Origin of the sequence: Microbacterium proteolyticum (assembly GCF_014192415.1) — a bacterium.
Classification (GTDB): Bacteria; Actinomycetota; Actinomycetes; order Actinomycetales; family Microbacteriaceae; genus Microbacterium; species Microbacterium proteolyticum.
Window position 1 is genome coordinate 808,058 of sequence record NZ_JACHXY010000001.1, and the last position, 15,988, is coordinate 824,045.

The following is a 15,988-nucleotide window of genomic DNA, read 5'->3' on the forward strand; positions in this document are numbered from 1 at the left end:
CGGACGGACCGCGGGGATGCGGGCCATCGTCACGCGCTCTCGCGCTGCGTGGGCGGAAGCGTGTCGAGCAGGACCTGGCCGATCACGGCCTCCTGCGTGACCCCGTCGAACTCGGCCTCGGGGTGGAGGATCAGGCGATGCGAGAGCACCGCGACGGCGAGGGCTTTGACGTCGTCGGGAGTGACGTACGTCCGGCCCTTCGCGGCCGCGCGGGCACGCGTCGCCCGGGTCAGGGCGAGGGCACCACGGATGCTGACGCCCAGCCGTACCTCGTCGGCCGTGCGGGTGGCATCCACGAGGCGGGCGATGTAATCGAGCACGAGAGCGTCGACATACACGGATGCCGCGAGGTCGGCCATGCCGACGAGTGCCTGCGGGGTGATGACGGCGTGCAGCTCCGCGGTGGCGACAGCCGCCCCGTCGAGGATGCGGACGGTTGCGGCGTGGTCGGGGTATCCGAGCGACGTACGCAGGAGGAACCGGTCGAGCTGCGCCTCGGGGAGGCGGTAGGTCCCGGCCTGTTCGACGGGGTTCTGCGTCGCCAGCACGAGGAACGGCACACCCACCTGGCGCGAGACGCCGTCGATGGTGACGCTGCCCTCTTCCATGACTTCCAGCAGTGCCGACTGGGTCTTGGGGCTCGCGCGGTTGATCTCGTCGGCGAGCACGATGTTGGCGAAGATCGGACCGGTGTGGAATTCGAACGAGCCGGTCTTCTGGTCGTAGACGGTGATGCCGGTGATGTCGCCGGGAAGCAGATCCGGCGTGAACTGGATGCGCGTGTTCGTGCCCTGCACGGACTGCGCGACGGCGCGCGCGAGCGACGTCTTGCCCGTGCCGGGGACGTCTTCGAGCAGCACGTGACCGTCGCTGAGCATGGCCGTCAGTACGAGTTCGACGACGTGACGCTTGCCGAGGACGGCGCGCTCGACGTTGTCGGCGATCTGCGAGAAGGTCTGGGCGAACCAGGTGGCCTGCTCCTGGGTGATCGTCATGTCGTCTTCCTTGGCTGTAAGGGGAGGGATGCCGGGACGGCTCGGTTATCAGGGGGTCGGCGTGCCGGGTCGGCAGGTGCCGGCGAACTCGACGGTCTTCGGGTTCAGATTCCACGCCGGATCGGCCCAGGTCACGGTGGCGCCAACGCGGTCGACGGTCGTCGCACCGACCGGAACGAGGGCCGGGTCTTCCGGGTTCGTCGGCAGCTGCGTCCCGCTCGCGTCTCGATAGACGACGTTCTGGTAGCTGGGGGTCACGGTGCCCTCGCCATTGGTCGCGGTGCCCTCGGCCCTGAGTCTGCCGCCGCCCTCGCAGCTGGCGATGCTCCACGACGCCTGCACCTGGTAGGGAGCGCTTCCCCGTGACGGTTGCACCAGGCCGGGCTGCGACCGTGTGCCCCATACTTCGTGCTGGAAGTAGACGAGGATGTTCGGGTCGCGGCCGAACACGGTGGACCCGGGGTTCCAGTTGTCGTACACGACCTCGTTCTTGCGCGGCGGCGGGGTGCCCGCCTCGATCTTGCGATCGAAGAACCAGCGCGCGGTGTTGTCCTTGACGTCTGCATCGGGGTTGACGCGGAACGTGTAGCCCTCCGGCGCGGCGTCGTTCTGCGCGACGTTCAGGCTCTGTTTGACGCCGACCGCCCCGTAGGACTCGCCACGGAAGAACGTCTCGACGCAGAGCGTGTAGTCGTAGCTCTCGCCGTCGTTGCGGTTCGGGAACTCCTCGCGCGCGGAATCAGACGTCGGCTGGCATCGGGACCGCCCCTCGGAGATGTCGTACTTCAGCTCGACGTCGGTACCGTTGGGCTGGGCCGAGCCCTCGGCGACGACGGTGGACTGCTGGTTGCCCGTCGAACGCGACGTGAGGTTCAGAACGAGGTTCTGCGCGACGCCCACACCGTGCGCGGTGCCGACGAGCTCGCTCCCGTTCGACGCGCCGCCGAGTCCCGGCGGCAGGGTGAATCGCGAGATCGGGCGGACGGTGATGCTGGTGGCGGTGTTGGATCCGACGACGAAGCGGCGCACCGGCACCTCGTCTTGATTGCGCCCGACATCGACGCGGACGGTTTCGCCGACCGGGCTGGAGATCTCTAGCGCGCCCGTCTCCGACCCGTCGACACCGCTGACGATCAGGTCGGCGACGTTGCCCTCACCGCCGGTCTGCACAGGCGTGAACGCCAGCTCCCGCGGCTGCGCAGGCGGGCGGTACGCCCAACCGGTCGTGCGCACCGCCCCCCGGGACTCCCCGACGGCGTTGACCGCGGTCACGACGTACTCCCGCTGCTCGCCGTTCGGGGCCGAGATGGGCGGGCACGACCCGTCGGGCGCGCATTGGCCCACGGTTTGTCCACCCGTACGCACCGTGAAGCCGGAGAGGCCCGGATACGCGCGTCCTGCCTCCCCCGGATCGACGCGGAGCGTCAACGAACCATCGGCGAATGCGGTCTGGCGCACGCTGGCCGGTGAGCGGGGGTAGCCCAGCAGGTCGAGGGTGACGCGGGCGTCGCGGGTGGACGCGGTCGTGCGTCCCTGCGCATCGCGGAGGGTCACGCCGGCGCTGCACGATGCACCCGGTGTGTCGTCGTTCCACGAGGCCGTGACGCTCGTCGGCGATGCGACGGAGAAGCTCACGCCCGTACAGCTGGCCGTCGGTCTGACCGCCACGACCTCGAGCGGTGTCCGCGGAAGAGGGTTCACCTCGCCCGGGATGCCGATGACGTCGATGGTGCAGCTCGTCCCCGCGGCCTGGGAGCACTGCGACGACGTGGTGCCTCCTTGGGGGAGGGTGGATGGCGCAGCGCCCACACGCAGCACGAGACGTGCCGGCGCCACCGCCTCATGGCTCGTGATCGACACGACGGCGGCGTTCTCGGTCCCGGGCAGGGCGCGGTCGTCACCCGTCACGGTCGCGATGGATCCGTCGAGCGACACCGCGAAGGCCGAGCCGGAGGACTCCAGCGCATAGCGCACGCCTCCCGCGTCTTCGCGACCCAGCTGCCACGACGTCATGTTGCGCAGGTCGAAGGTGGCCGTCTCCCCCGGCCCGACGGTGAGTGCGCCCGGCCGAAGTTCGGGCTGAGGGTTGCGGGCGACGACGCCGATCGGCACCGACAGCACCGTCCACTCCTCGCTGCCCGCGACCCGTACGGGAACGCGGCACGCGTCGGTCCACGGTGAGCCGCTGCCCGCGTCGTAGGTGACGACCGACCCGGCGACCGTACATCTCGCCTCGTCGCGGATACCCGTGGGGGTGACGTCGGTGCCGACCTCGAGCGTGGCACGGCGAGGGAGGGCGACCAGGGATGCCATGTCGAACGCGACGGACGCGAGCTCGTCGACCCGCTGTGCCGCGTTCGGTCGGAGCGAGAGGCTCAGGTCGTCGTCGCCGGGCACTCGGAGGAAGGCGTACGTGGTGACGTCGGCGCCGCCCACGCTCCCGGTGACGGCGAACGGAACGACCCGGCGCGTCGCCGGGAGTGCGCCGGAGATGCGCCGGCCGTCCACCTGCACGTCTACCGGATCGCCCCACAGCGTCACGTCGAGATCGCTCACCTCGCCGCCCGACCACGTAGCCCTGCCGGCGATCACGTCGACACCGGCGGCGAAGTCGTCGCGGTTCTCCACCGTCAAGACGGTGTCGGTGACGACGGGATAGTCGGGCACGTTCTCGCGCACGACCTTCACCACGATCAAACCGCGGCCGGTGTTGCCGGAGTCCGACGTCACGTCGTACAGGAAGGAGAGGGTGCCCGGCTGCTCGCCCGCGCGGAGGACGACGGCGGTATCGGACACGGCCCCGATGGAGCCGTCGAGGCGCTCGTATTCCGGGTTGTCGCTGCCGTCCACCAGCGTCTCGGGGAGATCGGGGCGCACGCCGGTGAGGGCGAGACGGCCTTGGGTGGGATCGATGTCGTTCGCGAGGGGGCTGACACGGACGGTACGGTCGGCGCCCGCCTGCACCTGCACGTAGTCGGTGAAGGTGATGGGGCTCGGATTCGCCTCGGCATCCAGCACGCCGATGCGGACGGTGCCCTCTCCGGTCGCGCCCGCGGAATCGGACACGCGATAGCGCAGCGACACCTGGCCGCGGTCCCCCGGGAGGGAGGAATACAGGATCGACGCCCCGTCGGGCGACACGGATGCCGTCCCCCGCTCGGGCTGCGTCACGATGCGGTCGAGCGTCACGGCGTCGCCGTCGGGATCGACGGCGAAGGCGTCGAAGTCGATCGAGGTCGTCCCCCCGCTGAGCACGCGCCCCTCGAGCGTTCCCGGGAGCGGCGCGCGGTTCGCGTCGTCGCCGAGAACGGTGATGCGCACCGTCGCCTCGTCCCACAGCGACGGCGTCCCGGTCGTCGACACGCGGTACGCCACCTCGTAGGCGCCCGGCGTCGTCGGCGCCAAGTAGCGGAGGAGACCGCCGGACGCGAAGGCGAGACCGTCGGCGGCCGGGGTGGCCTGGACACTCGAGGGATCGAGCGTGGGACGCCCGCCCGCGGGCGAGATGTCGTTGTCGAGCACGGGGATGTCGATCTGTGCGCCGGCGCGGACGGTCACGGTGTCGTCGACGGCGATGGGCGCGATCTCGGGCGCCGGAGGGAGCAGATAGACCGTCGCCTCCCCCGTCACCTGCGAACCGTCGTCGTCGGTGCCGTCGCTGACGGTGTAGCCCACCGTGCCGAGGAGGCCGGCCGCACCGTCGGCGGTGCTCCCCGAGACGCGGAGGTCGTTCTGGCCCACCGTGTCGACGGTGAGCGACGCGCCCTCTTCGGCGTCGACGTCGACGTCGCTCAGCAGCAGCACACGTCCCGTCGGATTGGAGACGGCCTGGAAGACATCGAGGGTCGCATCTTCTTGCGGCCGGACGAAGGCCACCACGGGCGCGGTCGACAACTGCGCCGGGGCATCGGCGGGAAGCAGGGTGATGCGCGTCGTCCCGTTCGCGTCTCGGCCTCCCCCGTTGACGGTGAAATCGACGCGATAGACGCCCGGTTGCGCCGCGGTGAGTTCGAACGCGGTGCTGCCGCCGATGACCGTGGCGGTCGCCGCAGCGCCGTCGACGACACGGACGGAGGCCAGCGAGATGTCACCCGCGGTGCCCGTCACGTGGGGGCCGACGTCGATGGAGATCGACGAATCGACGGTGTCGACGACGGCGAAGGACTGCACGGAGAGCGCCGGGTCGGGCGCCACGCGGACGAGGAGGGGCTTGGTGGTCGTCTCTCCGCGGGTGTCGGCGACGGTGACATCGAGTTCGACGTTCTGCTCGCCGCCGGATCCGTCGTCGGCGTGCTGGTAGACGATGTCGCCACCGGGGGTCGCGGCGACAGTGCCGATACCGCCCGGGTTCTCGACGGAGAGCAGCAGGAGCGGGTCGCCGTCGGGGTCGACCCAACCGGAGAGGACGGGGACGGTGACGGTGCCCCCGCGGGCCACCTCGGGGGTGGGCCAGGGCTGCAGGCAGGCGCTGACACCGCACCACACCGGCGCCGCATTGCCGTCGGCGGGTGACACGGCGAGCGTGACCGTCGTGGGCGCGGACGTCAGCCCATCTGCCGCGGTGCCGTCAGTCACCGCGTAGGTGAATGTCGCGCTGCCCACGGCCGTGGGCGAGACCCGGACCGCGAGTCGCTGTCCGGAGTCGGTCAGCGAGAGGGATCCGAAGCCGGGGTCCAGGCCCGTCACGCTCTCGCCCACGATGCTCAGCACGTCTTCGTTGGGGTCGTGGTCGTTCAGCAGGACGGGAAGCGTGACGAGCCGCCCCGGACGCACGCCGAACGAGTCCGGTTCGGCGATCGGCGGCTTCGGGTCGAGCACGACGCTGAGCTGCTCCTCGCTCTGCACCGCCGTCTGCTCGGTCCGGTCGTCCAGCGACCAGTTCTGGCTCGAGGGGACGAGCGAGCCATCGGGCACCGTCCATACCCAGCCTGTCCGCGTCTCATTCAGGATGACCGCGTGCGAGGTGGCGACGAAGACCGGTCGACGCTGGTCGGGCATCGTCGCCCCGCCGTAGTCCAGACCGGTCTCGCCCTGGTCGGATCGCCACAGCGTGCCGCGCGCCTCGCCCGGGAGCAGCCACGCGGCATAGGCGACACCCTGGTGCCAGACCGGTCGAGCGGGTTGCCCCAGCACGTTGCCGCCGCCGCCCATCTCGCGCCGGGGCGCGGAGCCGTCGGTGGGGATCGTCCACAGTGATCGATCGTCGGCCACGTAGACGGCACGGGCGTCGGGGTCGGCATCGCCCACCACGACCTGGTCGCCGGTCTCGATGTCGACGGGGTCGCCCCCTCGGACCCAGACGCGACCGGCCTCGGCGTCGACGAGCACCCAGGTGTCGCCCGCTGCCGAGATGACGGGCGCCGCGACGTCGACGTCGAGGTCGTCGCGGCCCCTGACCTCATCGGACTCGATGTCGTAGCGCAGAACCGACGAGTCAGCCGACGAGTAGGCGAACAGCATCCCCCGGTCATCGAGGGCGACGGCATCGGCCGCGTAGGCGGCCGCGTCATCGTCGCCCTCGGCACCGAACGGGTCGAGCTCGACGGCCGCTTGACCGGCGCGGCTCAGTCGCCCGGCGAAGAGCGCCCCGGCATCGGTGCGGTACACGACGTAGTCGCCCGCCGTGACGACGGACGTCGTCCCCGGGGGTGTGTCGGGGGCGGCCTGCAGCTGCTCCTCCTGCAGATCGACGGGCAGCGCCTCATCGATGCGGGTGAGCTTGCTGTAGCTGTCGGTGAAGAGGTACGCGCCGTCGCCGGACTGAGCCACCTGGCTGGGATTACCCGCGGTGCGGACGGTGTCGAGCTCGCCGACAGCGGTGTTCACACGGGCATAGCGCTGGCCGTCGCCCGTCTGCAGCGCCCAGACGGAAGTGTCGACCTCGGGCGTCTGCTGCGCGTCGAGCCCGGGCCAGACGACGCTCGCCGTCACGACCAGCGCCGCCGACACCGCGGCGGCGGTCAGGCCTGCGACGGTGCTGCGCTTCATCGGAGCACGCCCGTGGCGTGGAGGGCCGCCACGACGACGGCGCCCGCCGTCGCAGCCGTGGCCGCCGCGAGCACCCAGGGCAGCGGGTGGAACGTCTTCGACGGGGGTGCGGCGATGCCGGTGTCTTCGTCGCGGGCGTAGCCGGCGACCCCCGATGAGGCGCGGTGTTTGCGCGAGCCCTCGCGCTCGATGTGCGAGCGGGCCGGTCCCCGCAGCGTTCCGTCGGCGAAGTCGACGGAACGGGCGGCCGGCGCCCACTCTGCGGCGGGGACTTCGAGGGGCGTCGCGGGCAGGCCCATCTCGGCCTGCACCGTCTGCAACGCCTCGCCGAGCTCGCGGGCGCTGGCATGTCGATCGGAGGGGTTGCGCGACATCGACCGTGCGAGCACCCGTTGCAGGGCCGCCGGGACGTCGGCGCGGGCGATGTCGGTGTACGACCCCCGCGCGATGCGGCGGCGCAACTGCTCTCGCGAGTTCTGCCCCTTCTCGCGCCGCTCGAACGGACTGTGTCCGGCCAGCAGCGAGTACACGGTCGCCCCGAGGCTCCACACTTCGCTCGCGACGGTTCCCGCGGTCTGCTCGGCGACGATCTCGGGCGCGCTCCACGGCACAGACATGGCCAGCATCTCGTCGGCCCCCTGCCGCACCAGCGAGGAGGAGATGCCGAAGTCGGCGAGCACGGGGGCACCGAAGGTGGTGACGAGGATGTTGCTCGGCTTGACGTCGCGATGGATGAGGCCCGCCTGGTGCGCTGATTCGAGCGCCCCCGCCATGCGCACGCCGATCGACAGCACCTCCGCCAGCGGCATCCGTTCCACACGGAAACGCTGAGCGAGCGAGCCCGGACAGTACTCCATGACGATGTAGGGCCGGCCGTCGGCCGAGATCCCCGCCTGGTACACCGTGACGATCGACGGGTGAGCCGACAGGTGAGCGAGCACGTCGGCCTCGGCGTTGAACATGCGCAGCAGATCGGCATCTCGGACGTCGCTGGGCAGGACCTTCACGGCGACGTCGCGGCGGGGCATGTCCTGCCCGTAGAGGAAGACGTCGGCGAAGCCACCCGAGCCGAGGGGACGGATGTACGCGAGCCCCGGCAGGATGGGTGGCGACGAAGGGAGCCGCTGCGGCATCGAGCTCCCTCCGGACGATGCGTCCGCGACACCACTGGCGAACGACCCGACGATGCTAACAAAGCAGCATGATCGCGCCCGCCGTCTGTACACAGGCGGTTCACGATGCCGGAGGCTCGGACTCCCGGGGATCGAACGGCGCGTCCAACGAACGCGTGAGGTCATCGAGGAGCGCCGCGATCTGCGGCTCGACGTACTCCGCGACCGCCGACTGGATGCGCAGGCGGTGATGGAGCAGGATCGAGCACACCTCGCGACCGATCATGTTCGCGTAGTCATCGGCCAGCCCGACCTCCTGGCGAAGGGCCGCTTTGGCGGCATCCGAGAGTGGGGGAAGGGCGGGGATCTCGGCATCCTCTTCGGCGGCCAGCCCCGTCAGGGTGAACAGGAACGGTGATCCGGGCTCGGGATCGGGATCGAGCGGCATCCCCTCGAACTCGGGCTCGAGACCCTCGGACGGACGGTAGGAGCGACGCCGATTGCGCTCGGACTGCTGGTCGAGTTCTGCCTGGAGCATGGGGAGGTTGCGGGCGGTGTAGTCGGCGACGGCGTGATCGACGATCCCCTTCACCCGGGTGCTCAGCCCATGCTGCACGCCGTGCGGCACATCCGAGCCCAGCCCGGCGGCCGAGAGCACCGGCGAGCCGAAGCAGCGGCGGCACGGGGCGACGCGCCCGCGATGATTCGCCGGCTCCCATCGGGGCAGCCAACGCAGCCAGGCATCCACCGCCTGACCGACCTGGCTCTCGAGCGACCGCTCCACGCTCCTACGCTAGCCCGACACGCCCGGGAACTCGCGGACGCCACGGTCCCCGCGCGTCAGGAGGGCGTCCGACACCCGGATGCCGTGTGTCACGGCGCGTCGTCGTCGTCTTCCCACGTCCACCGCGGTCCGCTCGTGCGTGCGCGTACGAGGAAGACCCCGAACAGCGCCGCCAGAAGGCCCACCGCCGCAACGACGGGACCGGCGAAACCCAGGGCGACGCTGCTGGCGGCCGCGACGCCGCGCACCGGATCGGCCCCGCTGACGAGGGCGCCGATCACGACCCCGACGATCTCTCCCACGTAGGCCGCGATCGCGCAGGGAACGGCGGTGAGAAAGCTCGGAGGGACGGCCCGCAGGCCCCAGAAGAGGACGCCCGCGAAAGATCCGAGGGCAGCCACCTGTCCGATCACGCCGGGCACCGCCCCCAGGCCGCGCACCGGGATGACGTCGGTGTCGAGGACGAGGCTGGCCACCCCCAGGGAGGCGATCGAGAGCGCGATGAAGACGACGGAGGCGAAAACGACCGCGACCGGCGGGGTCACCCCCGCCGGTCGCGGCTCATTCGTCATGGCATCTGTTTCAGCGCTGCGACAGCTGTGGGCCGGCCTCGAGGGTGCGCTCGTACTCGCGCTGCGCCTCGGCGTTGAGCTCGGTCACGCGGCGACCGCGGGCGGCCACCCACGCCCCGAACCAGATGGTGAGCTCGCGGCCCAGCACGAAGGCCACGATGGCCAGCGGTGCGAGCACGTTGTTCAGCAAGAGGTCGGCCGACTCGCGCCCGGTGATCATCCAGAACGGCGCGGCGATGAGCACGCCGAGCAGGTGCCCGGCCCAGGCGATGACGCCCACGACCAGGCCCCAGACCACCCAGTGACCCCAGCGACCGCGGTTGATCAGCGCGCCGAGGAACCAGAAACCGAAGAAGAACGCCACGGTCGGCACCCACAGGCCCCACGTGGTGAGCGCAGACAGGGCCGCGGAGCCGAGTTCGGCGACCTGCAGGCCGTCCGTGAGAAGGCGCAGGCCGAGGGTTGCGGCGAGGTACAGCGCGGCGAAGGCGACGGCCGCGAGGAGACCGATCGCGCCAGCGGCGCCGCGGTTGCCGCGGGGCCGCGGAGCCTCGGGGGCCTGAACGAAGATGGGCTGCGGTGTGCCGAACGCGCGGGTGGGCTCTTCGGACGCGGGCGTCGCCGCGGAGGTACCGGCACCGGCGACGGCGGCACCCGTTCCGGCCGCGACGGCCGTCTCGGCCACCGGCGACACCGTGGTCCGCGCGTCGTCGTCGTGGCGCGTGTGCGGCGCGCTCTGGCGCTCCGGCTCGGCGGAGGCGGCGTAGGCGGCCCAGCGTGCGTCTTCGTCGTCGAGGTCGGCCGACGACGACGCGGGAGCGGCGGCGGGCGCCGTCTGCGGTTCGATGGGCGAGGCGTCGTGGACGACCGGCGCCGAGTGGTCGCGGCGATCCGAGATCGCGGCCGCGTCGTCGTGCTCGTGCTGTTCCCGCTCATGCCAGGCGGCCTCGGCCGTCTGGGGGTCGACGGCGTCGCGACGGGCGGCCTCGGCGTCGGCGAGACCCTCGTGGGCCTGACCGACGACGTCGTGCGCGTCTTCTTTGGGTTCGACGACGGGGTCGCCGTACGAATCCGTCCGTGCAGCGACGCGGTCGCTGCCCGACGTGTTGTCGCTCATGGGGTCTCCTCACGCGGTGATTGCGGCGTCAGGCTAACCTGCCGGGGGCGACCCGCCGCGTAGGCGTGCCGACGGAATGCGTCTCGACCGTGTCGGAACCTCGGCTTAGGGTGTTCCCATGCCACGTCACCCGCTCCGTCCGGCCGTCCCCGCGGCGCTCGTGGGTGCCGCCCTGCTCGCGTTGACCGCCTGCGCCCCCGCTGCCGAGGAGGCGGCTCCCGCCCCCTCGGCGTCCGTGTCGTCCTCCCCCACCCCGTCGAACATCCCGACCTTCTCGCGGGCACCCACCGAGGTCCGGCTCCCCGCCGACTGCAAGGCCATGCTCTCGGCCGACGTGCTCGCCCAGTTGGGCACCATTCCGCTGAACGATCCGGCGCTGGGTCCGTCCGGGGTGCAGCCCGACGGCTCGATCACGTGCATCTGGCGCGATCCCGCCGCTGACACGACGGGGCTCTCCACCACGATCTCCCGCATGAACCGCGGGCCCGCGCTCGACATGCTCAACGATCTGGTCGCCACGCAGGGGTTCAGTTGCTACACCCCCGACGGCGGCACCCGCTGCGAGAAGACGTGGATCAACGCCACCTACCCGGTCAACGACGGGCGCACGCTCTACTGGCGCGACGACGTGCTCATCGACACGCAGTACTCCAACCTGGCCCCGACGGGATACACCGCGAGCATCATCGCCTCGATCTTCGGGTGACGTGGTGCGGCGTCATTCGCCGAAGAAGGCATGGGATGCCACGGTCTCGGCGTAGCCGACCGGCTGCCACCCGCTGAGGGTCGACGACACCCACCGGTCGCCCCGCAGGTCGTGCGCCTCCTTCACGTCCCCCGAGGTGCGCTCGCAATGCGTCACGTCGGTCTCGGTCGCATCGGCCGCCGTCTCGCACGCGAACCCCTGGGCGGCCAGCGTCGCGGACACGGTGGCGGCGCTCTCCACCGACACGGTCGACACCGTCGTCTCGAGGAAGCGACCGCCCACACCCCGCCAGTGACACGTGACCACCGTCGTGGGCGCTGCCGCGGCGACCGCTTCGGCGGTCGACAGCGGCGGCGTCCGACGCTGCGACAGCAGCGCCTCCGGCGACCACACCAGCGACGACCACATGGGCTGCGAATACAGATGCCGGCAGTCGGTGGCAGGTGATACCGGCTCGGGGTCTTCCGCGGTGGGCGTTCCGGTCGCGGCACGGAGGGTGTCGCCGACGAACGCGATGGTTCCCGGCACCCCGGGGGCCGCGAGCACGCCCAGCCCCACGACCGCCGCCGCGCAGAAGAGCCCGGCCGGCCATGCCAGCCACAGGCTGCGTCCACCGATCCGGGCCATGCGATCCTCCTCATCCACGGTAGGCGCACTCCCCCACCGCACACGGTTCCCGACACGCCGCACGCACGGGTGGACACCGATCGCCGGACACGACGAAGGCCCCCGGCGTGAGCCGGGGGCCTTCGGGGATCAGGATGCCACGCCGGGGCGCGGCATCCGTTCAGCGATCAGTTGTACGTGCCGGGCGTGAAGTCGTCCGTCGAGAAGCTGTCGAAGTCGACGTAGCTCAGGTCGGCATCGCTGTACGCGCCGTCCGAGGCGAAGATGCGGTTGGGGTACCGCTCGCTCTTCGCTTCCTCCGTCGCCTCGACCGTGACGTTGCGGTACTTCGCAAGTCCGGTTCCGGCGGGGATGAGCTTTCCGATGATGACGTTCTCCTTGAGGCCGACGAGCGGGTCGCTCTTGCCTTCCATGGCCGCCTGCGTCAGGACGCGGGTGGTCTCCTGGAACGACGCGGCCGACAGCCACGACTCCGTCGCGAGCGACGCCTTCGTGATACCCATCAGCTCGGGACGGCCCGACGCGGGACGCTTGCCCTCGCCGACCGCCTCGCGGTTGATGGCCTGGTAGCGCTTGAAGTCCACCAGCTCACCGGGCAGCAGGTCGGTGTCGGCGTGGTCGACGACGGTGACCTTACGGAGCATCTGTCGGACGATGACCTCGATGTGCTTGTCGTGGATCGGCACACCCTGCGAGCGGTACACGCCCTGGACGCCGTTGACGAGGTACTTCTGCACCTCGCGGGCACCCTGCACGCGCATGACCTCCTTGGGGTCGAGCGTTCCGACGAGGATCGGCTGACCGACGACGACGTGCTGTCCGTCCTCGACCAGCAGCGTCGCGCGCTTCAGGACGGGGTAGACCACCGGCTCGTCGCCGTTGTCGGGCGTGAGGATGACCTTCTTGGCCTTGTCGGTCTCGTCGATCGTGATGCGGCCGTCGGCCTCGGCGATCGGCGACGCACCCTTGGGGGTACGGGCCTCGAACAGCTCCTGCACGCGGGGCAGACCCTGCGTGATGTCGTCTGCGGAGGCGGAACCACCGGTGTGGAAGGTACGCATCGTCAGCTGGGTACCGGGCTCACCGATCGACTGGGCCGCGATGATGCCGACGGCCTCGCCGATGTCGACGATCTTGCCGGTGGCGAGCGAACGGCCGTAGCACTTCGCGCAGACACCGACGGCCGAGTCGCAGGTCAGCACGGAGCGGACCTTGATCGACTCCACGCCGCCCTCGACCAGCTTGTTGATGAGCACGTCGCCCACGTCGTCGCCGGCCTCGGCCAGCACGGCACCCTGCGCGTCGACGACCGCCGTGGCGAGCGTGCGAGCGAACACCGAGTTCTCGACGTTGGCGTCCTTGACCAGCGCGCCGGTCGAGTCGGCCGCAGCGATCGGGAGCTCGAGGCCCTTCGACGTGCCGCAGTCCTCCTCGCGGATGATGACATCCTGCGAGACGTCGACCAGACGACGGGTGAGGTACCCCGAGTCGGCCGTACGGAGGGCCGTGTCGGCCAGACCCTTACGGGCACCGTGCGTCGCGATGAAGTACTCGGCGACCGACAGACCCTCGCGGTACGAGGAGATGATCGGACGCGGGATGATCTCACCCTTGGGGTTGTTCACCAGGCCGCGCATACCCGCGATGTTGCGGATCTGCAGCCAGTTACCACGGGCGCCCGACGAGACCATGCGGTTGATGGTGTTGTCGGCGGGGAAGTTGTCCCGCATCGCCTTCTGGACCTCGTCGGTGGCCTCGGTCCAGATCTTGATGAGCTCCTGACGACGCTCGGCGTCGGTGGTGAGACCCTTCTCGTACTGTCCCTGGACCTTCGCGGCCTGCTTCTCGTAGCCCGCGACGATCTCGGCCTTGTTCGGCGGCGTGAGGATGTCGCTCAGTGCCACCGTGACACCCGAACGGGTGGCCCAGTAGAAACCGGCGTCCTTGATGCGGTCGAGCGACGCTGCGACCTCCACCTTCGGGTACTCCTCGGCCAGCTTGTTGACGATCTGCGACAGCTTGCCCTTGTCGGCCTGTTCGCGCACGAACGGGTAGCCCTTGGGGAGGGTGTCGTTGAAGATCGCCTGACCGAGCGACGCGTCGACGAGACCGTGCTTCTCGTAGCCCTCGGGCGCCTGGCCCTCGAGGAACGTGAGGCCGGGGATGCGGATGCGCGCCTTGGCCTGCAGGTCGAGGGTGCCCTCGTCCTTGGCCAGGATCGCCTCGCCCACCGAACCGAACGCACGGCCCTCGCCCTTCGCGCCCTCCTTGAGGGTGGTCAGGTGGTGCAGACCGATGATCATGTCCTGCGAGGGCAGGGTCACCGGACGGCCGTCCGACGGCTTGAGGATGTTGTTCGAGGCGAGCATCAGCACGCGGGCCTCGGCCTGAGCCTCGACCGAGAGCGGAAGGTGCACGGCCATCTGGTCACCGTCGAAGTCGGCGTTGAACGCCGCACACACGAGCGGGTGCAGCTGGATCGCCTTGCCCTCCACGAGCTGGGGCTCGAACGCCTGGATGCCGAGACGGTGCAGGGTGGGTGCACGGTTCAGCAGCACGGGGCGCTCGCGGATGATCTCCTCGAGCACGTCCCAGACCTCGGGACGGTAGCGCTCGACGGCGCGCTTGGCGGCCTTGATGTTCTGCGAGTGACCGAGGTCGATCAGACGCTTGATCACGAACGGCTTGAACAGCTCGAGGGCCATCTGCTTGGGCAGACCGCACTGGTGGAGCTTGAGCTGGGGTCCGACGATGATGACGGAACGGCCCGAGTAGTCCACGCGCTTTCCGAGCAGGTTCTGGCGGAAGCGACCCTGCTTTCCCTTGAGCATGTCGCTCAGGGACTTCAGGGCGCGGTTGCCGGTACCGGTGACGGGGCGACCACGGCGGCCATTGTCGAACAGCGCGTCGACGGCCTCCTGCAGCATGCGCTTCTCGTTGTTGACGATGATCTCGGGGGCACCGAGGTCGATCAGGCGACGGAGGCGGTTGTTGCGGTTGATCACGCGACGGTAGAGGTCGTTCAGGTCGCTGGTGGCGAAACGGCCACCGTCGAGCTGCACCATCGGACGAAGCTCCGGCGGGATGACCGGGACGACGTCGAGCACCATCGAGGCCGGCGACATGCCGGTCTGCAGGAACGAGTTGACGACCTTCAGGCGCTTGATCGCGCGGATCTTGCGCTGACCCTTGCCCTCGGAGATCTGCAGGTGCAGGTTCTCGCTCTCGGCGGCCAGATCGAACGCCTCGAGGCGACGCTTGATAGACTCGGCGCCCATGTGCGCCTCGAAGTACTGACCGAAGCGGTCCTGCAGCTCGTGGAAGACGTCGTCCTCGGGCTTCAGGGCACCCACCTCGAGCGTGCGGAAGTCCTCCCACACGCGCTCAAGCTTGGCGATCTGCTCGTCGGCGTTCTTGCGAGCCGACGTCATGTCCTTCTCGGCGGCGTCCTTGACCTTCTTCTTCTGGTCGGCCTTGGCGCCCTCCGCCTCGAGGGCGGCGAGCTCCTCCTCGAGCTTTGCCAGGCGGGCGGCGATGCGGGCATCGCGGCGGTCGCCCAGCGTCTTCAGCTCGAGACGGATGTTGTTCTCCTGCGTGGCGAGGTCGCGGTGACGAGCATCCTCGTCGACCGAGATCACCATGTAGGCGGCGAAGTAGATGACCTTCTCGAGGTCCTTCGGCGCCATGTCGAGCAGGTAGCCGAGGCGCGACGGCACGCCCTTGAAGTACCAGATGTGCGTGACGGGCGCGGCGAGCTCGATGTGGCCCATGCGCTCACGGCGGACCGAGCTCTTGGTGACCTCGACGCCGCAACGCTCGCAGACGATGCCCTTGAAGCGCACGCGCTTGTACTTGCCGCAGGCGCACTCCCAGTCGCGGGAGGGCCCGAAGATCTGCTCGCCGAAGAGGCCGTCCTTCTCGGGCTTCAGCGTGCGGTAGTTGATCGTCTCGGGCTTCTTGACCTCACCGAAGGACCAACGACGGATGTCGTCGGCGGTGGCCAGACCGATACGGATCTGATCGAAAGTGGTTGATTCGAGCACTGGTTCTCCTGTGTCGGAATTCTCTGAAATCTGAGCTGGGTCGC

General features: G+C 70.0%; 9 protein-coding genes. 1 reads left to right on the forward strand and 8 read right to left on the reverse strand.

All coding sequences use genetic code 11. From position 1 onward, the window contains the following. Nucleotides 1–29: 29 nt before the first annotated feature. From FHS07_RS03820 to FHS07_RS03845, 6 genes are all read right to left on the reverse strand, one after another. Entirely contained in the window at nucleotides 30–995 is a 966-nt protein-coding gene (locus FHS07_RS03820) for an AAA family ATPase (protein WP_183418541.1), read from the reverse strand. 48 nt (nucleotides 996–1,043) lie between these two features. Next, nucleotides 1,044–6,983, reverse strand: coding sequence for an Ig-like domain-containing protein (locus FHS07_RS03825; RefSeq protein ID WP_183418542.1), 5,940 nt, complete (start codon nucleotides 6,981–6,983; stop codon nucleotides 1,044–1,046). Continuing rightward, entirely contained in the window at nucleotides 6,980–8,116 is a 1,137-nt protein-coding gene (locus FHS07_RS03830; RefSeq protein WP_183418543.1) for a serine/threonine-protein kinase, read from the reverse strand. The genes FHS07_RS03825 and FHS07_RS03830 overlap by 4 nt, the downstream gene beginning before the upstream one ends. 100 nt (nucleotides 8,117–8,216) lie before the next feature. Next, entirely contained in the window at nucleotides 8,217–8,879 is a 663-nt protein-coding gene (locus FHS07_RS03835) for a spermidine/putrescine ABC transporter substrate-binding protein (RefSeq protein ID WP_183418544.1), read from the reverse strand. 89 nt (nucleotides 8,880–8,968) lie between these two features. Beyond that, nucleotides 8,969–9,451, reverse strand: coding sequence for a hypothetical protein (locus tag FHS07_RS03840; RefSeq protein ID WP_183418545.1), 483 nt, complete (start codon nucleotides 9,449–9,451; stop codon nucleotides 8,969–8,971). Nucleotides 9,452–9,461: 10 nt separating this feature from the next. Next, a complete protein-coding gene (locus tag FHS07_RS03845; RefSeq protein WP_183418546.1) occupies nucleotides 9,462–10,568 on the reverse strand; it encodes an ABC transporter in 1,107 nt (368 codons plus the stop codon). A gap of 118 nt (nucleotides 10,569–10,686) precedes the next feature. On the opposite strand from FHS07_RS03845, the gene FHS07_RS03850 reads away from it, so the two are divergent. Continuing rightward, the gene (locus tag FHS07_RS03850) at nucleotides 10,687–11,274 is read left to right on the forward strand and encodes a hypothetical protein (protein ID WP_183418547.1); all 588 of its coding nucleotides are present in this window, start codon (nucleotides 10,687–10,689) and stop codon (nucleotides 11,272–11,274) included. Between the two features lie 12 nt (nucleotides 11,275–11,286). Here the strand turns inward: FHS07_RS03850 and FHS07_RS03855 are convergent, their stop codons facing one another. Both FHS07_RS03855 and rpoC read right to left on the reverse strand, forming a co-directional pair. Continuing rightward, nucleotides 11,287–11,901 carry a hypothetical protein gene (locus FHS07_RS03855; protein WP_183418548.1) on the reverse strand — a complete coding sequence of 205 codons (615 nt, stop codon included), beginning with the start codon at nucleotides 11,899–11,901 and terminating at the stop codon, nucleotides 11,287–11,289. A gap of 167 nt (nucleotides 11,902–12,068) precedes the next feature. After that, entirely contained in the window at nucleotides 12,069–15,944 is a 3,876-nt protein-coding gene (gene rpoC / locus FHS07_RS03860) for a DNA-directed RNA polymerase subunit beta' (protein ID WP_183418549.1), read from the reverse strand. Nucleotides 15,945–15,988 lie beyond the last annotated feature (44 nt).